Source organism: Burkholderia sp. BCC0506 (assembly GCF_902833145.1).
Lineage (GTDB): Bacteria > Pseudomonadota > Gammaproteobacteria > Burkholderiales > Burkholderiaceae > Burkholderia.
In genome coordinates this window covers 22,876-49,719 of sequence record NZ_CADFEN010000015.1, presented here as the reverse complement: position 1 = coordinate 49,719, position 26,844 = coordinate 22,876, and the positions used below count along the sequence as shown (strand labels likewise).

The 26,844-nt window shown below is 66.4% G+C and carries 26 protein-coding genes and 1 tRNA gene; 14 read left to right on the top strand and 13 right to left on the bottom strand.

What is annotated here, in order from left to right; all coding sequences use genetic code 11:
• Positions 1 to 88 precede the first annotated feature (88 nt).
• Together ffh and HWX62_RS28690 are read left to right on the top strand one after the other, a co-directional pair.
• Entirely contained in the window at positions 89 to 1,456 is a 1,368-nt protein-coding gene (gene ffh / locus HWX62_RS28695; RefSeq protein ID WP_175927582.1) for a signal recognition particle protein, read from the top strand.
• Between the two features lie 94 nt (positions 1,457 to 1,550).
• On the top strand, positions 1,551 to 2,102 hold the full coding sequence (locus tag HWX62_RS28690; RefSeq protein ID WP_023477519.1) for a hypoxanthine-guanine phosphoribosyltransferase: 552 nt from the start codon (positions 1,551 to 1,553) through the stop codon (positions 2,100 to 2,102).
• Positions 2,103 to 2,181: 79 nt separating this feature from the next.
• On the opposite strand, the gene HWX62_RS28685 is transcribed toward HWX62_RS28690, so the two are convergent.
• The gene (locus HWX62_RS28685) at positions 2,182 to 2,784 is read right to left on the bottom strand and encodes a MarC family protein (RefSeq protein ID WP_175927581.1); all 603 of its coding nucleotides are present in this window, start codon (positions 2,782 to 2,784) and stop codon (positions 2,182 to 2,184) included.
• A 21-nt stretch (positions 2,785 to 2,805) separates the two neighbouring features.
• Positions 2,806 to 4,542, bottom strand: a complete 1,737-nt coding sequence (locus HWX62_RS28680; RefSeq protein WP_175927580.1) for a proline--tRNA ligase — start codon at positions 4,540 to 4,542, stop codon at positions 2,806 to 2,808.
• A 228-nt stretch (positions 4,543 to 4,770) separates the two neighbouring features.
• On the opposite strand from HWX62_RS28680, the gene HWX62_RS28675 reads away from it, so the two are divergent.
• Both HWX62_RS28675 and HWX62_RS28670 read left to right on the top strand, forming a co-directional pair.
• Positions 4,771 to 5,415: an RNA pyrophosphohydrolase gene (locus HWX62_RS28675; protein WP_175927579.1), complete on the top strand. Its 645-nt coding sequence runs from the start codon at positions 4,771 to 4,773 to the stop codon at positions 5,413 to 5,415.
• Between the two features lie 13 nt (positions 5,416 to 5,428).
• On the top strand, positions 5,429 to 6,037 hold the full coding sequence (locus HWX62_RS28670) for a CNP1-like family protein (RefSeq protein WP_175927578.1): 609 nt from the start codon (positions 5,429 to 5,431) through the stop codon (positions 6,035 to 6,037).
• Between the two features lie 95 nt (positions 6,038 to 6,132).
• Here HWX62_RS28670 and proB read toward each other — a convergent pair whose 3' ends face one another.
• From proB to rplU, 4 genes are all read right to left on the bottom strand, one after another.
• Positions 6,133 to 7,251, bottom strand: a complete 1,119-nt coding sequence (gene proB / locus HWX62_RS28665; RefSeq protein WP_175927577.1) for a glutamate 5-kinase — start codon at positions 7,249 to 7,251, stop codon at positions 6,133 to 6,135.
• Positions 7,252 to 7,342: 91 nt separating this feature from the next.
• Positions 7,343 to 8,455, bottom strand: coding sequence for a GTPase ObgE (obgE, locus tag HWX62_RS28660; protein ID WP_175927576.1), 1,113 nt, complete (start codon positions 8,453 to 8,455; stop codon positions 7,343 to 7,345).
• A gap of 187 nt (positions 8,456 to 8,642) precedes the next feature.
• A complete protein-coding gene (rpmA, locus tag HWX62_RS28655; protein WP_006476999.1) occupies positions 8,643 to 8,906 on the bottom strand; it encodes a 50S ribosomal protein L27 in 264 nt (87 codons plus the stop codon).
• A gap of 24 nt (positions 8,907 to 8,930) precedes the next feature.
• Positions 8,931 to 9,242, bottom strand: coding sequence for a 50S ribosomal protein L21 (gene rplU / locus HWX62_RS28650; protein WP_006025184.1), 312 nt, complete (start codon positions 9,240 to 9,242; stop codon positions 8,931 to 8,933).
• A 210-nt stretch (positions 9,243 to 9,452) separates the two neighbouring features.
• Here rplU and HWX62_RS28645 point away from each other — a divergent pair, with 210 nt between their 5' ends.
• The 9 genes from HWX62_RS28645 (at position 9,453) to HWX62_RS28605 (ending at position 17,336) form a co-directional block, all read left to right on the top strand.
• Positions 9,453 to 10,448 (top strand): polyprenyl synthetase family protein, encoded by a 996-nt coding sequence (locus HWX62_RS28645; RefSeq protein WP_175927575.1) that lies wholly within the window; start codon positions 9,453 to 9,455, stop codon positions 10,446 to 10,448.
• Between the two features lie 148 nt (positions 10,449 to 10,596).
• A tRNA-Pro gene (locus tag HWX62_RS28640) sits at positions 10,597 to 10,673 on the top strand.
• 141 nt (positions 10,674 to 10,814) lie between these two features.
• Positions 10,815 to 12,107 (top strand): HlyC/CorC family transporter, encoded by a 1,293-nt coding sequence (locus HWX62_RS28635; protein ID WP_175927574.1) that lies wholly within the window; start codon positions 10,815 to 10,817, stop codon positions 12,105 to 12,107.
• A gap of 83 nt (positions 12,108 to 12,190) precedes the next feature.
• Positions 12,191 to 13,468 (top strand): ATPase, T2SS/T4P/T4SS family, encoded by a 1,278-nt coding sequence (locus HWX62_RS28630; RefSeq protein ID WP_175927573.1) that lies wholly within the window; start codon positions 12,191 to 12,193, stop codon positions 13,466 to 13,468.
• Between the two features lie 2 nt (positions 13,469 to 13,470).
• Complete coding sequence (locus HWX62_RS28625) at positions 13,471 to 14,676, top strand: type II secretion system F family protein (protein ID WP_175927572.1); 1,206 nt, start codon at positions 13,471 to 13,473, stop codon at positions 14,674 to 14,676.
• 44 nt (positions 14,677 to 14,720) lie between these two features.
• On the top strand, positions 14,721 to 15,632 hold the full coding sequence (locus HWX62_RS28620; protein WP_175927571.1) for an A24 family peptidase: 912 nt from the start codon (positions 14,721 to 14,723) through the stop codon (positions 15,630 to 15,632).
• A gap of 1 nt (position 15,633) precedes the next feature.
• Complete coding sequence (gene coaE / locus HWX62_RS28615) at positions 15,634 to 16,242, top strand: dephospho-CoA kinase (protein ID WP_175927570.1); 609 nt, start codon at positions 15,634 to 15,636, stop codon at positions 16,240 to 16,242.
• Between the two features lie 109 nt (positions 16,243 to 16,351).
• Positions 16,352 to 17,107, top strand: a complete 756-nt coding sequence (gene zapD / locus HWX62_RS28610) for a cell division protein ZapD (protein WP_027783465.1) — start codon at positions 16,352 to 16,354, stop codon at positions 17,105 to 17,107.
• Positions 17,108 to 17,135: 28 nt separating this feature from the next.
• The gene (locus tag HWX62_RS28605; protein ID WP_175927569.1) at positions 17,136 to 17,336 is read left to right on the top strand and encodes a DNA gyrase inhibitor YacG; all 201 of its coding nucleotides are present in this window, start codon (positions 17,136 to 17,138) and stop codon (positions 17,334 to 17,336) included.
• A gap of 61 nt (positions 17,337 to 17,397) precedes the next feature.
• Here the strand turns inward: HWX62_RS28605 and HWX62_RS28600 are convergent, their stop codons facing one another.
• The 4 genes from HWX62_RS28600 to secA all read right to left on the bottom strand — a co-directional run bounded on the left by HWX62_RS28600 (position 17,398) and on the right by secA (position 22,914).
• Positions 17,398 to 17,841 (bottom strand): NUDIX domain-containing protein, encoded by a 444-nt coding sequence (locus HWX62_RS28600; RefSeq protein ID WP_175927568.1) that lies wholly within the window; start codon positions 17,839 to 17,841, stop codon positions 17,398 to 17,400.
• Complete coding sequence (locus HWX62_RS28595) at positions 17,838 to 18,707, bottom strand: ATP-binding protein (protein WP_027783462.1); 870 nt, start codon at positions 18,705 to 18,707, stop codon at positions 17,838 to 17,840. Before HWX62_RS28595 ends, HWX62_RS28600 begins: the two co-directional genes overlap by 4 nt.
• 19 nt (positions 18,708 to 18,726) lie before the next feature.
• Complete coding sequence (gene argJ / locus HWX62_RS28590) at positions 18,727 to 19,968, bottom strand: bifunctional glutamate N-acetyltransferase/amino-acid acetyltransferase ArgJ (protein ID WP_175927567.1); 1,242 nt, start codon at positions 19,966 to 19,968, stop codon at positions 18,727 to 18,729.
• A 144-nt stretch (positions 19,969 to 20,112) separates the two neighbouring features.
• Positions 20,113 to 22,914, bottom strand: coding sequence for a preprotein translocase subunit SecA (gene secA / locus HWX62_RS28585; protein ID WP_175927566.1), 2,802 nt, complete (start codon positions 22,912 to 22,914; stop codon positions 20,113 to 20,115).
• A gap of 256 nt (positions 22,915 to 23,170) precedes the next feature.
• On the opposite strand from secA, the gene HWX62_RS28580 reads away from it, so the two are divergent.
• Positions 23,171 to 23,647 carry a DUF721 domain-containing protein gene (locus HWX62_RS28580; RefSeq protein WP_006487136.1) on the top strand — a complete coding sequence of 159 codons (477 nt, stop codon included), beginning with the start codon at positions 23,171 to 23,173 and terminating at the stop codon, positions 23,645 to 23,647.
• Between the two features lie 79 nt (positions 23,648 to 23,726).
• Here the strand turns inward: HWX62_RS28580 and lpxC are convergent, their stop codons facing one another.
• The 3 genes from lpxC to ftsZ all read right to left on the bottom strand — a co-directional run bounded on the left by lpxC (position 23,727) and on the right by ftsZ (position 26,776).
• The gene (gene lpxC, locus HWX62_RS28575) at positions 23,727 to 24,644 is read right to left on the bottom strand and encodes a UDP-3-O-acyl-N-acetylglucosamine deacetylase (RefSeq protein WP_006487145.1); all 918 of its coding nucleotides are present in this window, start codon (positions 24,642 to 24,644) and stop codon (positions 23,727 to 23,729) included.
• A gap of 240 nt (positions 24,645 to 24,884) precedes the next feature.
• Positions 24,885 to 25,391 carry a peroxiredoxin gene (locus HWX62_RS28570; RefSeq protein ID WP_059580848.1) on the bottom strand — a complete coding sequence of 169 codons (507 nt, stop codon included), beginning with the start codon at positions 25,389 to 25,391 and terminating at the stop codon, positions 24,885 to 24,887.
• A 188-nt stretch (positions 25,392 to 25,579) separates the two neighbouring features.
• On the bottom strand, positions 25,580 to 26,776 hold the full coding sequence (gene ftsZ, locus HWX62_RS28565; RefSeq protein ID WP_021159911.1) for a cell division protein FtsZ: 1,197 nt from the start codon (positions 26,774 to 26,776) through the stop codon (positions 25,580 to 25,582).
• Positions 26,777 to 26,844 lie beyond the last annotated feature (68 nt).

Below are 26,844 nucleotides of genomic sequence, written 5' to 3'. Positions count from 1 at the left end.
TTCGAAGTTTACACTAGGCCCCCTCCCCGCGACGGCTCCCTTTATTCGGTCCCGCCGCGCCTTCGGGCCCCACTGTCCATCGCTCCCCATGCTCGACAATCTCACTCAACGGATGGCGCGCGTCGTCAAGACGCTGCGCGGCGAGGCCCGGCTCACCGAGGCGAACACGCAGGAGATGCTCCGCGAGGTGCGTCTCGCGCTGCTGGAAGCCGACGTGTCGCTGCCGGTCGTCCGCGAATTCATCGCCAAGGTCAAGGAAAAGGCGCTCGGCGAAGAAGTGATCAGCAGCCTGTCGCCGGGCCAGGCGCTCGTCGGCGTGGTCCAGAAGGAACTGACCGCCGTGATCGGCGGCGACTACGAAGGCAAGGCCGCCGAGCTGAACCTCGCGGTCACGCCGCCCGCCGTGATCCTGATGGCCGGCCTGCAGGGCGCGGGCAAGACCACGACCGCCGGCAAGCTCGCGAAGCTGCTGCGCGAGAAGTACAAGAAGAAGGTGCTGACCGTGTCGTGCGACGTGTATCGCCCGGCCGCGATCATGCAGCTGAAAACGGTGAGCGAACAGGTCGGCGCCGATTTCTTCCCGTCCACGCCGGACCAGAAGCCCGTCGACATCGCGCTCGCGGCCGTCGACTGGGCGAAGCGCCACTACCATGACGTGCTGATCGTCGACACGGCCGGCCGCCTCGGCATCGACGAGGCGATGATGCAGGAAATCGCCGCGCTGCACGGCACGCTGAAGCCGGCCGAAACGCTGTTCGTCGTCGACGCGATGCTCGGCCAGGACGCGGTCAACACCGCGAAGGCGTTCAACGACACGCTGCCGCTCACCGGCGTCGTGCTGACCAAGCTCGACGGCGACTCGCGCGGCGGCGCCGCGCTGTCGGTGCGTCACGTCACCGGCAAGCCGATCAAGTTCGTCGGCGTCGCCGAGAAGCTCGACGGCCTCGAGGTGTTCCACCCCGACCGGATGGCCAACCGGATCCTCGGCATGGGCGACATTCTCGCGCTCGTCGAGGAGGCGCAGCGCGGCGTCGATGTCCAGGCCGCGCAGAAGCTCGCCGACAAGGTCAAGAAAGGCGGCGATTTCGACCTGAACGATTTCCGCGCGCAGATCTCGCAGATGAAGAACATGGGCGGGCTGTCGTCGCTGATGGATAAACTCCCCGCGCAGTTCCAGCAGGCGGCGGCCGGCGCCGACATGGGCCAGGCCGAGAAGTCGATCCGCCGGATGGAAGGCATCATCTGCTCGATGACGCCCGCCGAGCGCGCGAAGCCCGAAATCATCAAGGCGACGCGCAAGCGCCGCATTGCAGCCGGCGCGGGCGTGCCGGTGCAGGAAGTCAACCGGATGCTGAACCAGTACGACCAGATGCGTACGATGATGAAGAAGCTGAAGGGCGGCAACATGCAGAAGATGATGCGCGGCCTGAAGGGCATGATGCCCGGCATGCGCTGATTTCGCCCGTCGGCCGGCGCGCGGGTTTTTGCCGTAGCGCGCACCGGCCGTTCTGCTTCATTCTTGTTTGTATACCGACTGCCCGCCAGAACACATGAACCGCGAAGAAGCCCTCCACATTTTCGACCACTCCGAAGAGATCGTCTCGGCCGACGCCGTCAACGCGTCGATCTCGAAGATGGCCGACGCGATCCGCGCCGAGATCGGCGATGCGTTCCCGCTCGTTCTCTCGGTGATGGGCGGCGCCGCGGTGTTTACCGGGATGCTGCTGCCGCATCTCGATTTCCCGCTCGAATTCGACTACATCCACCTGACCCGCTACCGCAACACGACGCAGGGCAGCCCGGAGATGCACTGGCGCGTCGCGCCGCGCGAATCGGTGAAGGACCGCATCGTGCTCGTACTCGACGACATCCTCGACGAAGGCGAGACGATGGCCGCGATCCGCGACCGCATCCTCGACATGGGCGCGAAGCGCTTCATGTCGGCCGTGCTGTGCGAGAAGACGCTCGCGAAGGCGAAACCGCTGCACCCCGACTTCTGCGGCTTCTCGGTGCCGGACCGCTACGTGTTCGGCTGCGGGATGGACGCGAAAGGCTACTGGCGCAACCTGCCGACGATCCGCGCGCTGACCGCGAACGTCTGATCGCCGCGCTGCCCGCTATATAAATAGAAAGCGGCGCTCCGGTTTCCCGGAGCGCCGCTTTTTTTCGCGCGCCGCCGCCTTACAACTGGCGTACGAACGCGCGAATGCCGGCCAGCAGCATCTCGACCGAAATCGCGACGAGCACCAGGCCCATCAGCCGCTCGAACGCCGCGACCGTCCGCTCGCCGAGCCACTGCTGGATTCGCTCGGCCAGCACCAGCGTGATCGCGCAGACGATCATCGTGACCGTCAGCGCGCCGACCCACTCGAGCATCTTGCCGGGCGCCTGCGACGTCATCAGCATCACCGTCGCGAGCGCGGACGGCCCGGCCAGCGCCGGAATCGCGAGCGGCACGATGAACGGCTCGCCGCCCGCGCGCGGGTCGCTGCCGAGCGCGCCGTCCGGATGCGGGAAGATCATCCGCAGCGCGATCAGGAACAGCACGATCCCGCCGCCGAGCCGCAGCGACAGGTCGGTGAGGCTCATCATCCGCAGAAAGCGATCGCCCACCAGCATGAAGAACAGCAGGATCACGAACGCGATCCCCACTTCACGCAGGATCAGCTTCACGCGCCGCTCGCGCGGCACATCCCGCATCGCCGAAATGAACAGCGGGATGTTGCCCAGCGGATCCGTGATCAGCACGAGGAGCACGGTGGCCGACAGGAACGTGTATTCCATCGTGTCCTCCGGGCGCCGCGCTTAGTGCGCGAGCGCGGCGCGGATCTTCTCGGCGACCGTCGCCGCGGCCGCGTCGGCCGGCAGCAGCGTCGCTTCGGTATCGCGACGGCCCTGATACTCGATCTTGCCTTCCTTCAGGCCGCGCTCGCCGATCACGAGACGATGCGGCACGCCGATCAGCTCCCAGTCGGCGAACATCACGCCCGGGCGCTCGCCGCGATCGTCGAGGATCACGTCGATGCCGGCCGCGACGAGTTCCGCATACAGCTTGTCGGCCGTCTCGCGCACCATGTCGCTGCGGTCATAGCCCATCGGGCACAGCACGACCTCGAACGGCGCGATCGACTCGGGCCAGATGATGCCGCGGTCGTCGAAATTCTGTTCGATCGCCGCGCCGAGAATGCGCGTGACGCCGACGCCGTAGCAGCCCATCAGCATCGGCTGCGGCTTGCCCGACTCGTCGAGGAACGTCGCGCCCATCGCTTCCGAATATTTCGTGCCGAGCTGGAACACGTGGCCGACTTCGATGCCGCGGCAGATGTCGATCACGCCCTTGCCGTCCGGCGACGGGTCGCCCTTCTTCACATTGCGCACGTCGGCGACTTCCGGCTCCGGCAAATCGCGGCCCCAGTTCACGCCCGCGATGTGATAGTCGACCTCGTTCGCGCCGACGACGAAGTCGCTCATGTTCGCGACCGTGCGGTCGGCGATCACCTTCACGGGCTTCTTCGTGCCGACCGGGCCCAGGTAGCCCGGCGGCGTGCCGAACCACTCGACGATTTCCTGCTCGGTCGCGAAGCGGTGGTTCTTCAGGCCCGGCAGCTTCGACACCTTGATTTCGTTCAGGTCGTGGTCGCCGCGCAGCATCACGAGCCAGATGGTCGGCTCGGCGCCTTCGTTGTCGGTCGCGAGCACGATCGACTTGATCGTGCGCTCGAGCGGAATCGACAACAACTCGGCGACGGCCTCGCACTTCGCCTTGCCGGGCGTCGCGACCTTTTCCATCGCTTGGGCGGGCGCCGCGCGCTCAGGCGTCAGCGGCAGCGCTTCGGCCGCCTCGACGTTCGCCGCGAATTCGGACGTCGGGCAGTAGGCGATCGCGTCCTCGCCGGTATCGGCAATCACGTGGAACTCGTGCGAGAAGTTGCCGCCGATCGAGCCGCTGTCGGCCGCGACCGCGCGGAACTCGAGGCCGAGGCGCGTGAAGATGCGCACGTACGCGTCGTACATCTTGCGGTACGACTCGTTCAGCCCCGCCGCATCCTTGTCGAACGAATACGCGTCCTTCATGATGAATTCGCGGCCGCGCATCACGCCGAAGCGCGGACGGATCTCGTCGCGGAACTTCGTCTGGATCTGGTAGAAGTTCACCGGCATCTGCCGGTAGCTCTTGATCTGGTTGCGCGCGATGTCGGTGATGACTTCCTCGTGCGTCGGCCCGATCACGAAATCGTTGTCCTTGCGGTCCTTGAAACGCAGCAGCTCGGGGCCGTACTGCTCCCAGCGACCCGATTCCTGCCACAGCTCGGCCGGCTGCACGGCCGGCATCAGCAGCTCGATGGCGCCCGCCCGGTTCATTTCCTCGCGCACGATCGCCTCGACCTTGCGAATCGAACGCAGGCCGACCGGCAGGTAGTTGTAGATGCCGCCGGCGACGCGACGGATCATGCCGGCGCGGACCATCAGCTTGTGGCTGACGATCTCTGCGTCGGCCGGTGCCTCTTTCAGGGTGCCGATAAAGAAACGGGAAGCTTTCATGCGGACGGTTCCAAATACGGCGCCCCCAGGCGGGGCGCCCGAAAAAGTTTCAAGGTGAAAAAGCTGCGCGCGGCGAACAACGAGGGACGACGATGGCGCAGACGACGTAGCAGACTAATCAGGGACAATTCAGCCGGCGTACCCCGCGCGGATTCGCTCCGTCACGGTGCGCAGCGCCCGTTATCTGTTTATAATCAAAGCAATTTTAAAGGATTCGAAGGTGGTTGTATGCTGGATCGTGAAGGCTTTCGCCCGAACGTCGGCATCATCCTCTTGAACGCGCGCAACGAGGTGTTTTGGGGCAAGCGGCTCCGCGAGCATTCCTGGCAGTTTCCTCAAGGTGGGATCAAGTACGGCGAGACCCCCATGCAGGCGATGTACCGGGAACTGCACGAGGAAACGGGCCTGCATCCGGAACACGTCAAGATAATCGGCCGCACTCGCGACTGGTTGCGTTACGAGGTGCCTGACAAGTTCATCAAACGCGAAGTACGCGGTCATTACCGCGGCCAGAAGCAGATCTGGTTCCTGCTGCGGATGGTTGGACGCGATTGCGACATTTGCTTGCGCGCGACCGACCACCCGGAGTTCGATGCGTGGCGCTGGAACGAGTACTGGGTGCCGCTCGATGCGGTGATCGAGTTCAAGCGGGATGTCTATCAGTTGGCGCTGACGGAACTGTCGCGCTTCCTGCGCCGCCCGGCGCAGCGAGCCGAGAAGCCGCGCGGGCCGCGTGTGTCGCGCTATCCGCGCGTCATTGGCGCACCGGCCCAGACGCTGACGATTGTCGACACATCGGTAGTCTGTTCGGAGATCGAAGCGGAGGCGAGCACGCTCGACGAGATGCCGCCCCCCGTGATCGTCGGCAAATGACGAGTCGGACTGCATGACCGGGCGCGACCTTGGTGTCGCGCCCTTTTTTTACGAGGAATGCATATTGAAAGCGATTGCTCTCGCGCTCGCATCGATCGCCGCGATGGCTGCCCTGGCCGGCTGCGCGAACTCGAAAGCGCCGTCCAACAAGGATGACAGCGAGTTCGTGTACCTGCTCGATCGCCAGGGATCCTGGAAGGAAAATGCCGTCGACACGCTGCCGCCGCTGCCGCAAACCGGCGATCTGCTGCCGTTCAACGTGTCGCAGAACACCCCGCTCAAGTTCTTCGTCGATGCGAAATCGCTCGATGTCGGCACCGACGGCGTCGTGCGCTACGCAGTCGTCATCACGAGCCCGGCCGGTGCGCGCAACGTGAACTACGAAGGCATCCGCTGCGACACCTACGAATGGCGCCAGTACGCCGGCCTGAACTCGGACCACAACGGCTGGGATCGCACGGTCGAGAACGACTGGCGGCGCATCGAGAACGGCGAGCTGAACGCCTACCACTCCGCGCTCTACCAGGACTACTTCTGCGCGAACAAGATGCCGCAGGGCTCGCCCCGGCAGATCCTCGAAAACATCCGGTTCCACCGCACCGCGATGACGCAGTTGCGCTGACGGCACGCGATGCGGGCCGCCCGCATCGTCCCGCCGCACGAAAAAGCCCGCGCGATGCGGGCTTTTTCATTCGAACGACGCAACCGGGCCCGTGCTCACACCAGCACGAGGTTGTCGCGATGAATCAGTTCGGGCTCCAGCATGTAGCCGAGCACGGCCTCGATTTCGCCGCTCGGCTTGCGATGAATCAGCTTCGTTTCCGCGCTGCTGTAGTTCGTGAGCCCGCGCGCCACCTCGCGCCCGTCCGGGCCGACACATGCGATCACCTCGCCGCGCGCGAACGCGCCCTGCACGTCGGTCACGCCGATCGGCAGCAGGCTCTTGCCGCCGGCCGTCAGTTTCTCGACCGCCCCCGCATCGATCACGACATGGCCGCGCACCTGCAGATGATCGGCCATCCATTGCTTGCGTGCCGCCATCCGCGCGGTGCGTGCGATCAGTTGCGTGCCGATCGCCTCGCCGGCCGCCAGACGCACGAGCACGTCGGACTCCCGGCCGCTCGCGATCACGGTATTCGCGCCGCTGTGCGCCGCCCGCTTCGCCGCGAGGATCTTCGTCAGCATTCCGCCGCGGCCGAGACTCGAGCCGGCCCCGCCAGCCATCGCCTCGAGCTCCGGTGCGCCCGCACTGGCCTCACCGACGAGCGTCGCGTTCGGATCCTTGCGCGGATCGGCCGTGAACAGCCCCGACTGGTCGGTGAGGATGATCAGCGCATCGCCTTCGATCAGGTTCGCGACGAGCGCGCCGAGCGTGTCGTTGTCGCCGAACTTGATTTCGTCGGTAACGACCGTGTCGTTCTCGTTGATGATCGGCACGACGCCGAGCCGCAGCAGCGTGAGCAGCGTCGAACGCGCATTCAGGTAGCGCTCGCGATCGGCCAGATCGGCGTGCGTAAGCAGGATCTGCGCGGTGCGGATGCCGTGCTCGGTGAAGCGGCTCTCGTAGACTTGCGCGAGCCCCATCTGGCCGACCGCGGCGGCGGCCTGCAGCTCGTCGATTTCCCGCGGCCGCTTGCTCCAGCCGAGCCGCTGCATGCCTTCGGCAATCGCGCCCGAACTGACGAGCACGACTTCCTTGCCCTGCGCCCGCAACGCAGCAATCTGGGCTGCCCAGCGGCCGATCGCAGCATGATCGAGCCCCTTGCCGTCGTTGGTCACGAGGCTGGAGCCCACCTTCACCACCAATCGCTTCGAATCCGCGATGATCGAACGCATCCTGCACTGTCTCCTGTATCTGATGCCCGCCTGGCCGGGGCGCGATTGAACGCGAACGCCGGGCGGCACGCCCGGCGCGTCGGCGAACCGTTCAGGCGTCGTCGGCCGGCGCCGCACCGCCCGTCGCCGGCGGCGCATCGCGAAAACGCACGTCCGCCGCGAGATCCTCCTCCGCCGCCGCACGATGCGCGTCCGAATGTTCGGAGAGGTAGTCGTAGATCGCGTAGCACAGTGCTTCGCAGCCCTGGCCCGTCAGCGCCGAGATCTCGAACACGGGGCCGTCCCAGCCGAAGCGGTCGAGGAAATCCGCCACGCGCGCCTCGCGCTCGTCTTCCGGCACCATGTCCAGCTTGTTGAGCACGAGCCAGCGCGGCTTCTCGTAGAGCGCCTCGTCGTACTTGCGCAGTTCGCCGACGATCGCCGTCGCCTCCGCGACCGGATCGACGCTTTCGTCGAACGGCGCGAGATCGACCAGATGCAGCAGCACGCCGGTACGCTGCAGGTGGCGCAGGAATTGATGCCCGAGGCCCGCGCCTTCGGCCGCTCCTTCGATCAGCCCCGGGATATCGGCGATCACGAAGCTCTTGCTCGGGCCGACGCGCACCACGCCGAGATTCGGCGCGAGCGTCGTGAACGGGTAGTCGGCGATCTTCGGCTTCGCGTTCGACACCGACGAGATGAAGGTCGACTTGCCCGCGTTCGGCATGCCGAGCAGGCCGACGTCGGCGAGCACCTTCAGCTCGAGCTTCAGCATGCGGCGCTCGCCCGGCTTGCCGTCCGTCTTCTGGCGCGGCGCGCGGTTCGTGCTCGACTTGAAATGCAGGTTGCCGAGGCCGCCGGCGCCGCCCTGCGCGAGCATCACGCGCTGGTCGTGCTCGGTCAGATCGGCGATCAGCTCGCCCGTGTCCATGTCGCTGATGATCGTGCCGACCGGCATGCGCAGCGTGACATCGTCGCCGCCCTTGCCGTAGCAATCCGAGCCACGACCGTTTTCGCCGTTGCGCGCGAGGTGCTTCTTCGCGTAGCGGTAGTCGATCAGCGTATTGATGTTGCGGTCGGCGATCGCGTAGACGCTACCGCCCCGGCCGCCGTCGCCACCGTCCGGCCCGCCGAACGGGACGAATTTCTCGCGGCGCATCGACGCGCTGCCATCGCCTCCGTCGCCGGCGATGACTTCGATTCGTGCTTCGTCAATGAACTTCATTCGTCACTCCGCCCAGTATTTCCGCTATTGTGCCGCGCGCCGGCACGCTTGAACAATCTGCCGTTCGGCCGATCGCATGCCGGTCGCGCGAGGGTCGCCGGCCCGCACTTGCGCCCGGCGACCCAATAAAAAAAGGCCCCGCGAAGACTGCGGGGCCTTTCGGCAACGAAGCCCGTGGGTGCCTGACTTAGGCAGCCGCCGGGACGACGATGACCAGATGCTTCTTGTCCGCGCCCTTGGTCGCGAACTTGACGTGACCGTCGACCAGCGCGAACAGGGTGTGATCCTTGCCCATGCCGACGTTCTCGCCTGCGTGCATGCGCGTGCCGCGCTGACGCACGATGATGCCGCCGGCATTGATCGCCTGGCCGCCGTACACTTTCACGCCGAGACGTTTCGACTCGGAGTCGCGGCCGTTCCGGGAAGAGCCGCCTGCCTTTTTGTGTGCCATCTGATTGCTCCTTTACCGAGGCGCTTACGCGTTGATCGCGTCGATGCGCAGCTCAGTGTAGTTCTGGCGGTGGCCGCCGTGCTTTTGGTAGTGCTTCCGGCGACGCATCTTGAAGATGGTGACCTTGGCATGACGACCGTGCGACACAACGGTGGCCTTGACGGAAGCCCCACTGACCAGCGGCGTACCGAACTTAATCGATTCGCCTTCGCCCACTGCGAGAACCTGGTCGAGCGTGATTTCAGCGTCAATGTCAGCCGGTATCTGTTCTACTTTGAGTTTTTCGCCAACGGCAACCTTGTACTGCTTGCCGCCGGTTTTTATGACCGCGTACATTGAGAACCTCACTCTGGATCCAATTTTTCCGCACACCACGCGCGGAAAACACGTGATTATACATGGGGTTAGCACCGAAGTCAAAACCGATCGACGATTACCGCGCGCGGGCCTCGGCCGGACGGCCAAAATCGCGTTGCGGGTACGTCCGACAGACCGGCATATCGCGGATTCGACTTATAATCCGCCGCATCACCCAATTCCATCATCATGTCGTCGTCCACCGCCTCCCCCACCCTCAGCGCCGCCCACCTGCTCGCCCCGATCACCAGCGACATGGAGCAGGTGAATCGCGTTATCCGGCAAAGCCTCGCGTCCGACGTGCTGCTGATCAACCAGATCGCCGAGTACATCATCGGCGCGGGCGGCAAGCGGCTGCGTCCGGCGTTGCTGCTGCTCGTCGCCGGCGCGCTCGGCGAAACGTCGCACCAGCGGCACGTGCTGGCCGCCGTCGTCGAATTCATCCACACGGCGACGCTGCTGCATGACGACGTCGTCGACGAATCCGAGCTGCGCCGCGGCCGCCAGACCGCCAACGCGCTGTTCGGCAACGCGGCGAGCGTGCTGGTAGGCGATTACCTCTACTCGCGCTCGTTCGAGATGATGGTCGGCGTCGGCAAGATGCGCGTGATGGAGATCCTGTCCGAAGCGACGACGATCATCTCGGAAGGCGAGGTGTTGCAGCTCCTCAACATGCACGACGCGGACGTCGACGAAACGCGCTACATGCAGGTGATCCGCTACAAGACGGCCAAGCTGTTCGAGGCGTCGGCCCGGCTGGGCGCGGTGCTCGCGGGCGCCGATGCGCCGACCGAGGCCGCGGCCGCCGAATACGGCCGCCGGATCGGCACCGCGTTCCAGATCATGGACGACTGGCTCGACTATGCCGGCACCGCCGAGGCGATGGGCAAGAATGCTGGCGACGACCTGCGCGAAGGCAAGCCGACGCTGCCGCTCATCTATCTGATCGAACGCGGCACGCCCGAACAGTCGGCGCTCGCGCGCGAGGCGATCGAACAGGGCGGCACCGATCGCTTCGACACGATTTTCGACGCGATCACGCGCTCCGGCGCGCTCGATCACACGCTCGAATGCGCGCGCCAGGAAGCGCAGGCGGCGGCAGCGGCGATTGCCGCGTTCCCCGATTCGATCTACAAGGAAAGCCTGCTCGGGTTGTGCTCATACTCGACGTCGCGGCAGTCGTGAGCCCGCGGCGAACGGGAAGCGATGCCTTGTCTCGAAAAATTTCTTCATCAAAGTATTCCCTTTTAGAAAAAACATCGTTATAGTTACGTTCTTGCTTGAGACGACGCAGCGATCTTCACGAAGACGGCGAAGTCCGAAGAGCAAAAATCGGGGTGTAGCTTAGCCTGGTAGAGCGCTACGTTCGGGACGTAGAGGCCGGAGGTTCGAATCCTCTCACCCCGACCAGATTTGAAAAAACCGTGCACCGTGTGCACGGTTTTTTTTCGTCCGTGCCGCCGCGGGCCCCCGTGTCGCGCACGACACATCGCGGTCTCCGGCCTCTGCTATATTTCCCCCATCCCTGTCCTTCACTGCCCTTTCCAACGCGTGGACCAAATTCCCTTATGGGCGCAAATCGGCGCCGTCTTCCTGCTTCTCCTCTGTTCCAGCTTCTTTTCCATTTCCGAGACCGCGATGATGGCGCTCAATCGCCATCGGCTGAAGCATCTCGCCGGCCAGGGCGCGCTCGGCGCGAAAACCACGCAGGGGCTGCTCACGCGCACTGACCTGCTGCTCAGCGTGATCCTGATCGGCAACAACCTGTTCAACACGATCATCCCGGTCCTCACGACGTCGCTCGCGCTCCATACGTTCGGCCGCAACAACCTCGCGCTGTCGATCGCGACCGGCGTCGTCGCGTTCCTGATCATCGTGTTCGCGGAAATCGCGCCGAAGATCGTCGGCGCGACGTTCCCCGAGCGCATCGCGCTGCCGGCGAGCCTCGTGATCGCGCCGCTGATGCGCGTGTTCAAGCCGGTCGTGTGGTTCGTCAATGCGCTCGCGAACGGCGTGCTGTGGGTGCTGCGCATCAATACGAAGAAGGGCCGCGACCAGCGAATGTCGGCCGACGAGCTGCGCGCCATCGTGCTCGAATCCAGCAGCTTCATGCCGACCAAGCACCGCAGCATCCTGCTCAACCTGTTCGACCTCGAGAACATCACGGTCGACGACGTGATGGTGCCGCGCCGCCAGATCGAGTCGCTCAACTTCTACGCGCCGCTCGACGACATCCTGCATCAGCTCGAAACCTGCTACCACAACCGGCTGGTCGTCTACGAAGGCGACATCGACAAGGTGCTCGGTGTGCTGCACGTGCGCAAGACGCTCACCGCGCTGCACAACCAGGACTTCGATCGCGAAACGTTGCGCTCGCTGCTCGCCGAGCCGTACTACGTGCCGTCGGGCACGCCGGTGGTCCAGCAGCTCCAGTTCTTCCAGGAAACCCGGCAGCGCACCGCCCTCGTCGTCAACGAGTACGGCGAACTCGAAGGGCTCGTCACGCCCGAGGACATCATCGAGGAGCTGATCGGCGAATTCACGACGTCGATGCCGCGCAGCGAACGCGCGGGCGGCTGGGACGAGAACGGCGAATGCATCGTCTCGGCCAGCATGCCGCTGCGTGAACTGAACCGCTGGCTGCACCTGAAACTGCCGACCGACGGGCCGAAGACGCTGAACGGACTGGTACTCGAGATCCTCGAGGAAATTCCGGAAGACGACGTGTGCCTGAAAATCGGCGACGTGATGCTCGAGGTGATGCGCAGCGACGATCAGGCAGTCCGCACCGTCAAGCTCTTCAAGCCGCGCGGCACGCGCGCCGGGCGCATCGCCGCGCGCTAGCCGAACGGCCGACTGCCGGCGCCGCCCGCGACGCGCGATCATCTGCGCATCACGGTCAACAGGCGGCCCGCGTGCCGGCTCACATGCACTTCCCTTCCTCCGGGGCGTCGCTGCACACGCAGTCGTCGCCCGCGCATGCCGACGCGCGCCCCGCCGCCGCGCCCCCTGCACTCGATGCGGCCCAGCTCGACGATGCCCCCGCCGTCCGGCTGCTGACGGACACACTGCATGCGGCGCGCGTGCGCGATGCGTCGGACATCCACGTCGAGCCGTTCGAAGCCGGCTGGCGCATCCGTCTGCGCATCGACGGCGTACTGCATGAACATGCGCGACCGCCGCTGCACCTGCGCGATGCGCTCGTCACGCGGATCAAGGTGCTCTCGCGCATGGACATCGCCGAGCGGCGGCTTCCGCAGGACGGCCGGCTGCGCATCGCGATCGACGGCGGCACGCGCGGCGACTACCGCGTCAGTTCGCTGCCCACGCTGTTCGGCGAAAAGCTCGTGCTGCGGCGGCTCGAAACGCTGCCGCCCGATCTCACGCTGGCCAATCTCGGCTTCGACGCGCGGCAGGCCGCCGCGATGGAGGCCGCGATCCGCGCGCCGCATGGCCTCGTGCTCGTCACGGGCCCGACCGGCAGCGGCAAGACGCTGTCGCTCTACTGCGCGCTGCAGATGCTCGATCGCGACGCGCACAACGTCTGCACGGTCGAGGACCCGGCCGAGATCCAGCTCGACGGAATCAACCAGGTCGGGGTCGCCGACAAGACGGGGCTCACGTTCGCGACCGCGCTGCGCGCGCTGTTGCGGCAGGATCCGGACGTCATCATGGTCGGCGAGATTCGCGATGCGGAAACGGCCGATGTCGCGATCAAGGCCGCGCAGACGGGCCACCTCGTGCTGTCGACGCTGCATACGAACGACGCGCCCGCCGCCGTCGCGCGGCTGCTCGACATCGGCGTCGCGCCGTACAACCTCGCGGCCGCGCTGCACCTCGTCACCGCGCAGCGTCTCGTCCGGCGCCTGTGCGTCGCCTGTCGCGTGCATTCGGACGCATCGGCGCACGCGCTGCGGGAAGCCGGCTGCGACCCGGCGGCGCTGGCCGCCGGTTGGCGGCCGTTCGTCGCGCGCGGCTGTCCCGCCTGTCACGGGATCGGCTATCGCGGGCGCATCGGCCTGCATCAGACGATGCCGGTATCGCCCGGGCTGGCCGAGCGCATCGTCGCGCGGGCAAGCGTCGGCGAACTCGCGCGATGCGTGGCGGCCGAGGGCGTGCGCACGCTGCGCGACGCGGCATTCGCGCGCGTCATGGACGGCACGACGAGCATCGCGGAAGCCGTCGCCGCCACTCCCGCGGCGTGAGCATGCGCACGCCGCCGCGCGAAACCCGCTTTGCATGGCGCGGCCGCCACCGCGACGGCTCGCCGCGCCGCGGGACCGTCATCGCGTTCGACGCCGCGGCCGCGCGCGCCACGCTCGCGCGCGACGGCATCGCGGTACTGTCGCTCGACGTCCGCGGGCCGGCCCGTCCGCCCTCGGCCGGCGCACGCGACATCACGCGCTTCACGCGCCAGCTCGCCAGCCTGCTGCAAGCCGGCCTGCCGCTTGCGCCGTCGCTCGAGATGCTCGCGCGCACCCGCACGCGCGACGGCATGCCACGCATCGCCGCGGGGCTCGCCCGCGAGATCGTCGGCGGCCGGCGCTTCGCCGATGCGATCGCACGCTATCCATCGCAGTTCGGCACGCTGTATCGCCAGTTGGTCGAAGTCGGCGAGGCGTCCGGTTCGCTCGGCATCGTGCTGACCCGGGTCGCGGAACACCGCGAGCGCGCCGATGCGCAATGGCGCAAGCTGCGTGCCGCGCTCGCGTATCCGGCTGCCGTCATCCTGTTCGCGCTCGCGATCTCGGCGGCGTTGATGGTGTGGGTCGTGCCGACCTTCCGGCAGATCTTCGACGGCTTCGGCGCCGCCCTGCCCGCGCCGACCCGCGCACTGCTCGCGTTGTCCTCCGCGCTGTCGGCGTGGGGCGGCGTGCTCCTGGCCGGTGCGGCCGCCGCGGGGCTCGCCGCACGGCACGCGCTTCGACGTTCGGCCGCGCTGCGCCACGCGCTCGCGCGGCGCCTGCTGCGCGCTCCGATTGCGGGCCCCGCGCTGGAACGGTTTGCGGCCGCGCGCTGGTGCCGCTCGCTGGCGACGCTGCTCGGCGCCGGCGTGCCGCTCGCCGATGCGTTCGCCACGCTCGAGCGCACGGCCGGCCATCCGGTGTTCGCGCACGCCACCGCGCACATCGCCGCACGCGTGCTGCGCGGCGCGCGTCTGGCCGATGCGATGCATTCGGCCGGCTGCTTTCCGGACGACGTCGTGCAACCGATCGCCGTCGCCGAGGAAAGCGGTGCGCTCGACACGATGCTCGCCGACATCGCCGCGTTGTGCGAACGCCAGCTCGACGCGCGTCTCGATGCGCTCGCGGCACTCGGCGAGCCGTTGATCGTGATCGTCCTGGGCGCGCTCGTGGGCGGCCTCGTGATCGCGATGTATCTGCCGATCCTTCAGCTCGGCAACGTGGTGTAGCATCGCAACCGATTCTGTCGCCTTTTAGTCCGACCTTGAGCCTCATGACGCCAGCGCCCCTGTCCGCCGTTTCCGATTCGCCCGAGAGCACGCTGCTCGCGCTGGCGATGCTGCCGCCCGCGCTGCAGTATGCGTTCGCGATCGTCGTCGGCCTTTGCATCGGCAGCTTCGTGAACGTGGTCGTGCACCGGCTGCCCGTGATGATGCAGCGGGCATGGCAGGCCGAGATCGCCGAAGCGACCGGCGCCGCGAGCGCCCCGCCCGACGACGGCTATCCGCCGCGCTACGATCTGTGGCGCCCGCGCAGCGCCTGTCCGCACTGCGGTCACGTGTTGCGCGCCTGGGAAAACATCCCGCTCGTCAGCTACCTGATGCTCCGTGGGCGCTGCCGGCGCTGCGGCCATGCGATCGGCGTCCGCTACCCGCTCGTCGAGCTCGCGTGCGCATTGCTCGCGGCCGGCTCGCTCGCGGCGTTCGGCCCGACCGTCGCCGCGCTTGCCGCGTTCGCGCTGTGCGCGGCGCTGCTCGCGATGAGCGCGATCGATATCCGGACCGGCTACCTGCCCGACTCGATGACGCTGCCGCTGCTGTGGGCCGGGCTCGTGCTGAACCTCGGCGGCACCTTCACGTCGCTGCGCTCGGCCGTGATCGGCGCGATGGCCGGCTACCTGTTCCTGTGGTCGATCTACTGGCTGTTCAAATGGCTGCGCGGCATCGAGGGCATCGGGTTCGGCGACCTGAAGCTGCTCGCCGCGCTCGGCGCATGGATGGGCTGGGCCGCACTGCCGCAGGTCGTGCTGTTCGCGGCGGTAAGCGGCGCGCTCGTCGGGCTCGTCGCGACTTGGCGCGGGCGCATGCGCTTCGAGGAGCCGATTCCGTTCGGTCCGTTCCTCGCGGCCGGCGGCGTCGCCACGCTCTTTTTCGGCACCCCTTTCTATGCGGCGCTCGGAGGCTGACATGTTTTCAGTAGGACTCACGGGCGGCATCGGCAGCGGCAAGACGACCGTTGCCGACCTGTTCGGCGCCCGTGGCGCATCGCTCGTCGATACCGACCTGATTGCCCACCGCATCACCGCGCCGGGCGGTCTCGCGATGCCGGCGATCGAGCACGCGTTCGGTCGCGGCTTCGTGGCCGCCGACGGCTCGCTCGATCGCGCGAAGATGCGCACGCTGATCTTCGGCGACGACGACGCGCGCCGGCGCCTCGAAGCGATCACGCATCCGCTGATTCGCGCGGAGACCGATCGCGAGGCGCGCGAGGCACGGGGCCCGTACGTGATCTTCGTCGTGCCATTGCTTGTCGAGTCGGGCACCTGGAAGGCGCGCTGCGATCGCGTGCTCGTCGTCGACTGCCCGGTCGAAACGCAGATCGCGCGCGTGATGCGGCGCAACGGGTTCACGCGTGAACAGGTCGAAGCGATCATCGCACGACAGGCGACGCGCGAAGCCCGCCTGGCGGCGGCCGACGACGTGATCGTCAACGACGCGCTCACGCCCGACGCGCTCGCCGCGCAGGTCGATGCACTGCACCAACGCTATGTCGGATTCGCGGCGGCCGCGCACTGAACATCGCGCGCCATCGTGATGGTGTACGAAATTGGCGCGTTGCTAGGGTAGAGAGGGGGCATTAGAATGTCCTTCATTGTTTCAATCCCTACCCAAGAGGCGAGCGCGCTTGATTCTTTACGAGTATCCGTTCAACGAGCGAATTCGCACGCTGTTGCGTCTCGAAGATCTGTTCGAGCGCTTCGCGTTCTTTTTGGCTCAGGAGGACCCGCGTGAACACCACGTCGCGCTGACGACGCTGTTCGAAATCGCCGAGGTAACGGGCCGCGCGGACCTGAAATCGGATCTGATGAAGGAGCTCGAACGTCAACGCCAGACGCTCGCCCCCTTTCGCGGCAATCCGGGCATCGAGCAGAACGCGCTCGAAGCCGTGCTCGGCGAAATCGAGCAGACGCTCGCGAATCTCGCGCAGATGCAGGGCAAGACCGGCCAGCACCTCGTCGACAACGAGTGGCTCGCGAGCATCCGCAGCCGCGCGGTGATTCCCGGCGGTACGTGCAAGTTCGACCTGCCGTCGTACTACGCGTGGCAACAATGGCCCGCCGAGCAGCGGCGCCAGGACATCGCGAAGTGGATCCTGCCGATGCTGCCGTTGCGCGACGCCGCGGCGATCGTGCTGCGGCTCGCGCGCGAATCGGGTCAGGCGTCGAAGGTCATGGCGATGCAGGGCAGCTACCAGCAGATGCTGTCCGGCCGCACCTACCAGCTGATGCAGGTGCGCGTGCCGCCGGAGCTGCGCGTCATTCCCGAAGCGAGCGCCAACAAATACATGCTGTGGGTACGGTTCACCATGCAGGATGGCGATGTACGGCCGCGCGCGGTGGACATCGACGTGCCGTTCCATCTGACACTGTGCAATCTGTAACGGCCGCGTGCCGGATCGATGCTTTCGTATGACTACCGTTGTGAAATGTCCGTCGTGCGGCGCAGAAGTGCGCTGGACGCCTGAAAACAAGTTCCGCCCGTTCTGTTCGGCCCGCTGCAAGCAGCTCGACCTCGGCGCATGGGCCGCGGAAAAGTACCGGATCGGCGGCGCCGCCGACGAGGGCCCGTCGTCGGAAGAAGACGGCACGGACAACCGCCGCGACAGCTGAGCGGCGCGCGGCGCCGCCCGTCCGCCGATATGGCCCGCGTTTCAGGCAGGCCGCGACGGCATCATTGCGACGCCGCTTCCTTTTCGAGCAATTCGAGCACCGGCAGCGCCGCCGGCAGCAGCGGCGCGACTTCGACCGGCAGTCGTTGCCACACGAACGCCTGCCCTTCCTTGCTGTGCGGCTCGCCCGTCCAGCCCGTCACCTTGCAGAAATAAAGCCGCACGTATGCGTGCGGATAATCGTGCTCGAGCGTGTGCCAGCGATGGCTGGCCGTGACTTCGATCCCCAGTTCCTCGTGCAGCTCGCGCGCCAGCGCATCCTCGACGCTTTCGCCCGCCTCCAGCTTGCCGCCCGGAAACTCCCAGTAACCTTCGTACGGCTTGCCCTGCAGACGCTGCGCGAGCAGGTACCGTCCGTCCGGCTGCACCATCACGCCGACCGCGACTTCCGTCACCTTGCGGCCGTCCGGCGCCCGCGCGGCGCCCTGTGCCGGATCCGCGCTCATGCCTGCTCCTTGCGGCCCGACCAGTCGCGCGCGAACTGCCACGCGACGCGGCCCGAGCGCGAACCGCGCTCGAGCGCCCATACGAGCGCGTCGCCGCGCGCGGTCTCGATCTCCGCATCCGGGCAGCCGAAGTGACGCAGCCAGTGCGCGACGATGTCGAGATAGTCGTCCTGCTTGAACGGGTAGAAGCTGACCCACAGGCCGAAGCGCTCCGACAGCGAGATCTTCTCCTCGACGACTTCGCCGGGGTGAATCTCGCCGTCCGGCAGATGCTTGTACGACTCGTTGTCGCTCATGTACTCGGGCAGCAGGTGCCGGCGGTTCGACGTCGCGTAGATCAGCACGTTGTCCGATTGCGCGGCGATCGAGCCGTCGAGCGCGACTTTCAGCGCCTTGTAGCCCGATTCGCCGTCCTCGAACGACAGGTCGTCGCAAAACACGATGAACCGCTCCGGACGCTGCGAGATCAGGTCGACGATGTCGCCGAGATCGTGCAGGTCGTCCTTGTCGACTTCGATCAGGCGCAGCCCGTCGTTCGCGTACGCATTCAGGCACGCCTTGATCAGCGACGACTTGCCGGTACCGCGTGCGCCGGTCAGCAGCACGTTGTTGGCTGGCTTGCGCTGCACGAACTGCCGCGTGTTCTGGTCGATCAGCGCTTTCTGGCGATCGATGTTGTGCAGGTCGCCGAGCGTGATCGACGACACGGCCGGTACCGGTTGCAGGTAACCGCGCCCCTGGCGCTTGCGCCAGCGGAACGCGTGGGCCGCGTTCCAGTCGATGGCCGCCGGCGCGGGCGGCAGCATCCCTTCGAGACGGCCGAGCAGCGCTTCGGCGCGCGTCAGAAACTGTTCAAGCTTGTCCATGTCGTTCGAGCGCTCCCGATCAGGAGCGGTAATCCGCGTTGATGCTCACGTAATCGTGCGACAGGTCGCACGTCCAGACGGTGGCCTGCGCGTCGCCGCGCCCGAGCAGCACGCGGATCGTGATCTCGCTCTGCTTCATCACGCGCTGGCCGTCCTCTTCCCGGTAGGCCGGATTGCGGCCGCCGGCCTTCGCGACGAGCACGTCGTCGAGATAAAGGTCGATCTTGCCGACGTCGAGATCGGCGACGCCCGCATAGCCGATCGCCGCGAGAATACGGCCGAGGTTGGGGTCGGATGCGTAGAAGGCCGTCTTCACGAGCGGCGAATGGCCGATCGCGTAGGCAATCTGGCGGCATTCGGCGACGCTCTTGCCGCCCTCGACCTGCACCGTCATGAATTTCGTCGCGCCTTCGCCATCGCGCACGATCAGTTGCGACAGCATCTGCGCGACTTCCGTCACCGCGTCGCGCAGCGCCGCATAGGCGGGCGAATCGGTCGACGTGATCGCGGGCAGCGTGCTCTTGCCCGATGCGATCAGGATGAACGAGTCGTTCGTCGACGTGTCGCCGTCGATCGTGATGCAGTTGAACGAACGGTCGGCGACTTCCTTCACGAGCGTGTCGAGCACCGGCTGCGCGACGTTGGCATCGAACGCGAGGAAGCCGAGCATCGTCGCCATGTTCGGCTTGATCATGCCCGCGCCCTTGCTGATGCCTGTCAGCGTGACCGTGTGACCGTCGATCGTCACCTGGCGCGACGTCGCTTTCGGCAGCGTGTCGGTCGTCATGATCGCCTGCGCGGCGTCGAACCAGTTCGCGGCCTTGCGGTTCGCGAGCGCGGCCGGCAGGCCGGCCTTCAGGCGGTCGATCGGCAGCGGCTCGAGGATCACGCCGGTCGAGAACGGCAGCACCTGCGCCGGCTCGATGCCCGCGAGACGCGCGAGTTCCGCGCAGGTCTCGCGGGCATTCACGAGGCCCGGCTCGCCGGTGCCCGCGTTCGCATTGCCGGTATTCACGACCAGCGCGCGAATGGCCGCGCCGCCTGCACGCACCTTCGCCAGGTGCTCGCGGCAGACGGTGACCGGCGCGGCGCAGAAACGGTTTTCGGTGAACACGCCCGCGACCGTCGCACCTTCGTCGACGGAGATGACCAGCACGTCCTTGCGATTCGGCTTGCGGATGTTCGCTTCCGCCCAGCCGAGCGTGACGCCGGCGACGGGATGCAGTTGGGCGGGATCGATCGACGGAAAATTGACAGCCATGGGGCACACCTGCCGGATGGAAAATGCCGGCATGTGCCGGCATCGATTGGAAGAACCGGCGGCCGCACGCGCGGGCCGCCACAACTCACATCACTGACTCGAAGCTGCGAACGATGCGGCACGCGTGACGCGCGCCGCCGCCGATCATGACAGCTTCCCGTGACATTGCTTGTACTTCTTGCCGCTGCCGCACGGGCACGGGTCGTTGCGGCCGACCTTCGGCATTTCGCCGCCGGGGCCGCTGTGCGTCATCGCGCTGCCGACCATGTCGGCCGTCGCCGTGGCCGCCGCGGCGGCAGTCGTGACGTTCGCCACCGGCGCGCCGGCGTCCGCGTAGTCGGCGTGCTGGTATTCGACGTTCTCGAGATGACCGCCGCGCTCCTCGATTTGCTCGGCCGCCTCCTCGAGCTGCTCCGGCGACTGGATCTGCACGTTCATCACGATGCGCGTGACTTCCTGCTTGATCGCGTCGAGCATCGCGGCGAACAGCTCGAACGCCTCGCGCTTGTATTCCTGCTTCGGATTCTTCTGCGCATAGCCGCGCAGGTGGATGCCCTGGCGCAGGTGGTCGAGCGCCGCGAGGTGTTCGCGCCACAGGCGGTCGACCGTCTGCAGCATCACCGAACGCTCGAACGCGCTGAACGATTCGCGGCCGACCATCGCGACCTTCGCCTCGTACTGCTCGTCCGCGGCCGTCGTCACGGCGTCGAGGATCTCTTCAGCGGTGATCGACGACGACTCGTTCACCATTTCCTGGATCGCGAGGTCGAGCTGCCAGTCGTTGCGCAGCGCTTCCTCGAGCTCGGGCACGTCCCACTGCTCCTCGATGCTGCCTTCCGGCACGAACTGGCGGACGACTTCGGCGATCACGCCGTGACGCATCGCGGTGATCGTCTCGGTGATGTCGTGCGCTTCGAGCAGTTCGTTGCGCTGCTGGTAGATCACCTTGCGCTGGTCGTTCGACACGTCGTCGTATTCGAGCAGCTGCTTGCGGATGTCGAAGTTGCGCGCTTCGACCTTGCGCTGCGCCGATTCGATCGACCGCGTGACGATGCCCGCCTCGATCGCCTCGCCTTCCGGCATCTTCAGGCGATCCATGATCGAGCGCACGCGGTCGCCCGCGAAGATGCGCAGCAGCGGATCGTCGAGCGACAGGTAGAAGCGCGACGAACCCGGATCGCCCTGACGGCCCGCACGGCCGCGCAGCTGGTTGTCGATCCGGCGCGATTCGTGGCGCTCGGTGCCGATGATGTGCAGGCCGCCCGCGGCCTTCACCTCCTCGTGCAGCGTTTCCCACTCGTCGTGCAGCTTCTGGATGCGGCGTGCCTTCTCGTCGGCCGGAATCGAATCGTCGGCCTCGATGAACGCGGCCTGCTTCTCCGCGTTGCCGCCGAGCACGATGTCGGTCCCGCGGCCGGCCATGTTGGTCGCGATCGTGATGCGCTTCGGACGGCCGGCTTCCGCGACGATCGCCGCTTCGCGCTCGTGCTGCTTCGCGTTCAGCACTTCGTGCGGCAGCCCGGCCTGCTTCAGCAGGTGCGACAGCAGCTCGGAGTTCTCGATCGACGTCGTGCCGACCAGCACCGGCTGGCCGCGCTCGTAGCAGTCGCGGATGTCGCGGATCACCGCGTCGTAGCGCTCCTTGGCCGTCTTGTAGATCTGGTCCTGCTTGTCGATCCGCTTCGGCGGGCGGTTGGTCGGGATCACGACCGTCTCGAGGCCGTAGATCTCGTTGAATTCGTACGCTTCGGTGTCGGCGGTACCGGTCATGCCGGCCAGCTTCGCGTACATCCGGAAGTAGTTCTGGAACGTGATCGACGCGAGCGTCTGGTTCTCGCTCTGAATCTTCACGTGCTCCTTCGCCTCGACCGCCTGGTGCAGGCCGTCGGACCAGCGGCGGCCGGCCATCAGGCGGCCCGTGAATTCGTCGACGATGACCACTTCGCCGTTCTGCACGACGTAGTGCTGATCCTTGTGGAACAGCGTGTGGGCGCGCAGCGCCGCGTACACGTGGTGCATCAGCGTGATGTTCTGCGGCGCGTACAGGCTCTCGCCCTCGCCGATCAGGCCCCATTCGGCGAGCAGGCGCTCGGCCTTCTCGTGGCCCGATTCCGTCAGGAACACCTGGCGCGCCTTCTCGTCGAGCGTGTAGTCGCCCGGCTTCTCGACGCCCGTGCCGTCTGCCTTCTCTTCGCCGATCTGGCGCTCGAGCAGCGGCGGCAGTGCGTTCATCCGCACGTACAGCTCGGTGTGATCCTCGGCCTGGCCCGAAATGATCAGCGGCGTACGCGCTTCGTCGATCAGGATCGAGTCCACTTCGTCGACGACGGCAAAATTCAGGGCCCGCTGCACGCGCGCGTCGGTCTCGTAGACCATGTTGTCGCGCAGGTAGTCGAAGCCGAACTCGTTGTTCGTGCCGTACGTGATGTCCGCCGCGTACGCCTGCTGCTTCTGCTCGTGCTCCATGCCGGACAGGTTGATGCCGACCGACAGACCGAGGAAGTTGTAGAGACGCGCCATCCATTCGGCGTCGCGCTGCGCGAGGTAGTCGTTGACGGTCACGACGTGCACGCCGCGGCCGGCCAGCGCATTCAGGTACACGGGCAGCGTCGCGACGAGCGTCTTGCCCTCGCCGGTGCGCATTTCCGCGATCTTGCCGTAGTGGAGCACCATGCCGCCGATCATCTGGACGTCGAAGTGCCGCATCTTCAGCACGCGGCGGCTCGCTTCGCGACAGACCGCGAATGCCTCGGGCAGCAGCTTGTCGAGCGACTCGCCGGCCGCGATCCGCTGGCGGAATTCGTCCGTCTTGCCGCGCAACTGGTCGTCCGTCAGCTTCTCGATCTGCGTTTCGAGCGCATTGATCGTCGCGACGGTCTTTTGGTATTGCTTGACGAGCCGCTGGTTGCGGCTGCCAAAAATTTTCTGGAGAAAACCGGTTGTCATCGGATCGGATCCTGCGTCGCAGCACCGGCGCCCGGCGCGTCTTGCGCGCCCCGGCGCCCGAGCCTCGGCGGCTTAGCGAATTAGTGGACTCAAACGTCGAATTTTAGCACGCGGGGACGCGTACGCTTGCGTCGCGGCCGCACGGGCATGGCGCGCCGGGGCCGGGCGGACAGGGACGAAAGCCGCCCGTGCGCGGGCCCGCGCGGGTACAATCGGCTGCAACGTCCGCGCGCGTGCGCGCTCGAAGAAAGCCTCGATGAACCGATTTTCCAAGCGTTTCGGCCCGCTCGCCGCCTATCGCCCGCAACCCGTGTCCGAAGTGCTCGGCCGTACCGACGCATTCGCGGCGCTGCGCGCCGGCGTCGAGCAGATCGCGTCGCTGCAGCGCGACCTGGGTGCGTGCCTGCCCGACTATCTGGCCAATCACGTCGAGCCCGGCTTCATCAAGGACGGCACCCTGACCCTCTTTGCCGCGCACAATGCGCTGGCCGCGCGACTGCGGCAGGTCGAAGTGCGGCTGCTCGGCGATCTCCAGAAACGCGGCTGGCCCGTGACGACGCTGCGCGTGCGCGTGCGCCCGAAAGACGCACCGGAGCCGCCGCACGTAAAGCAGGCAAGGATGACGTCGGCCGGCGCCGCCGCGCTGCGCGACCTCGCCGATCACCTCGAGCCGTCGCCGCTGCAGGCCGCGCTCGCACGGATGGCGGCACGGCACGGCGCGAAGCCGCGTTGACGCACGCGCCGCCGCCGGCGGCCGGCCAACAAAAAAGCGACCCGAGGGTCGCTTTTTTATCGCCTGCGCTGAACGCCGGTCACGCGAAGGCCGTCTGCGCGTCGAACGCGAAGCCTTTCGGCGCGGCTTGCGGATCGTCGAACGTCACGATCTCGTACGCGTCTTCGTGTGCGAGCAGCTCGCGCAGCAACGCGTTGTTCAGGCCATGGCCCGACTTGTACGCGGTGTACGACGCCAGCAGCGGGTGACCGATCACGTACAGGTCGCCGATCGCGTCGAGCATCTTGTGCTTCACGAACTCGTCGTCGTAGCGCAGCCCATCGTTGTTCAGGATCCGGTACTCGTCGAGCACGATCGCGTTGTCCATGCTGCCGCCGCGCGCCAGGCCGATCTCGCGCAGCATCTCGGCCTCGTGCGCGAAACCGAACGTGCGCGCACGCGCGATCTCGCGCACATACGACGTGGTCGCGAAATCGACCTCGAGCTCCTGCCCCGTCTTGTCGACGGCCGGATGGCGGAAGTCGATCGAGAACTTCAGCTTGAAGCCGAAATACGGGTCGAGACGCGCGAACTTGTCGCCGTCGCGGATTTCGACCGGCTTCTTCACCTTGATGAAGCGCTTCGGCGCGTTCTGCTCCTCGATGCCGGCGGACTGGATCAGGAACACGAACGTGGCCGCACTGCCGTCCATGATCGGGATTTCCTCGGCCGTCACGTCGACATACAGGTTGTCGATGCCGAGACCCGCGCACGCGGACATCAGATGCTCGACCGTCGACACGCGCACGCCATCCTTCTGCAACACCGACGCGAGCCGCGTGTCGCCGATCGACATCGCCGATGCGGGAATGTCGACCGGCGTGGGCAGGTCGACGCGTGAAAAGACGATGCCCGTACCGGGCGCGGCGGGACGGAGCGTCAACTCGATCTTGCGGCCCGAGTGGACACCGATACCCACGGTCTTCACGATGGATTTGATGGTGCGCTGCTTCAACATGGTCTTCTTCGTCTTGATTGAAGATATCAATCAGGAGTTATATTCGATAGGCGGGATTATAGCGTAATTCCCCATTCAGCGCTGTCTGAAACTGCGTATCAATCTGTTTCGACTGTTTACCCGTGCCGATACGGGACGGGCCGATGCCCGGAACGGAGGCGTTTCCGGTCATCAGCCCGTGTTACAACTGCCCTGAGGCCGGTGAGCAGCGTTGCCGGAAGGCAACGGCGCACCGCACGATCAGGACGTCAACGTCGCGAGAACACTCGCCGCATCGCTCACTTCGAATTTGCCCGGCGCCTCGACGGCCAGCGTCTTGACCACACCGCCGTCAATCACCATCGCGTAGCGCAGGGAACGAATTCCCATGCCACGCGCGGACAAATCCTGCGTCAGCCCCAGCGCATGAGTGAAAGCCGCGCTGCCGTCCGCCATCATGCGCACCTTGCCCGCGGTGTGCAGATCACGTCCCCATGCGCCCATCACGAATGCGTCGTTGACGGACACGCACCAGATCTCGTCGATCCCCGCCGCGCGCAGTTGCTCGGCGTGCTCGACATAGCCCGGCACATGCTGCGCCGAACAGGTCGGCGTGAACGCGCCCGGCAATCCGAAGATCACCACCCGCTTTCCCGCAACCTGGTCGCGCACGCTGAAGGCATTCGGCCCCAGCGTGCACCCTTCGCGCGCGTCGTCGACGAACTCGAACAATTGCGCGTCGGGCAGCGCGTCGCCCACTTGAATCATGGCTGGTCCCTCATAGCGATACGGTTTTTCAGCGTGTCGCGGACAGCACGGCCCATCCCGCTCCGCTTGCGCGAAGAGGGCACCTTTCCCGGCCCGGCGTCGCATCCGACGCGGCCTGTCGTGGTCCGTAGCATCCGTCACGCCGGCGATACCGCGGCAGTTTCGCCGCGGCTTCGCCTGTGTTTGCGTCAGTCTGCCTGCTTGCGCAGGAAAGCCGGGATGTCGTACGTGTCGACACCCTTCTCCTGCAGCGCCTGCACGTGCGATGCCGCGGTTTCGCGCGAATTGCGCCACACCGCCGGCGTATCGAGCGCGCCGTAGTCGGCCGTGCTGACGTGATGCGCCGGCGCATAGCCGTGCGACACCGCGCTGACCGGCTGGTTGTCCGTACCCGTGCGCAGCAGCGTCATCGGTGCCGACTGCTGCTTCTTCGCCGCACGGCCCAGACCCGTCGCCACGACCGTCACGCGCAGTGCATCGCCCATCGCGTCGTCGTACACCGCACCGAAGATCACCGTCGCATCTTCCGCCGCGTAGCTCTTGATCGTGTTCATCACTTCGCGCGTTTCCGACAGGCGCAGCGAACGGCTCGACGTGATGTTGACCAGCACGCCGCGCGCGCCCGACAGATCGACGCCTTCGAGCAGCGGGCTCGCCACGGCCTGTTCCGCCGCGAGGCGTGCGCGATCGACGCCGGCCACCGTCGCCGTGCCCATCATCGCCTTGCCCTGCTCGCCCATCACCGTCTTCACGTCCTCGAAGTCGACGTTCACGAGGCCATCGACGTTGATGATTTCCGCGATACCCGCCACCGCGTTGTTCAACACGTCGTCCGCGCACTGGAAGCACTTGTCCATCTCGGCGTCATCGCCCATCACGTCGAACAGCTTGTCGTTCAGGACGACGATCAGCGAGTCGACGTGATCCTCCAGTTGCTGCGAGCCTGCTTCGGCGACGCGCATGCGCTTGCCGCCTTCGAACTCGAACGGCTTGCTGACGACACCGACCGTCAGAATGCCCATCTCCTTCGCGATCTGCGCGACCACCGGTGCCGCGCCCGTGCCCGTACCGCCGCCCATGCCGGCCGTGATGAACACCATGTGCGCGCCGCGCAGTGCGTCGGCGATGCGCTCACGCGCCTCTTCCGCTGCCGCACGGCCCATTTCCGGCTTCGCACCGGCGCCAAGACCCGTGTTGCCGAGCTGGATCACCGACGATGCACGCGAACGCGACAGCGCCTGGGCGTCCGTGTTCATCACGATGAAGTCGACGCCCTGCACGCCGCGGTTGATCATGTGCTGGACGGCATTGCCGCCAGCGCCGCCAACGCCGACCACCTTGATGATGGTGCCGTTGGTTTCGGTTTCCAGCATTTCGAATTCCATTGTTGCCTCCGTCAAGAGAATGACTGCTACTCGGCCGTTATTCGGCAGGAGATCGGGCAACCCCCTGT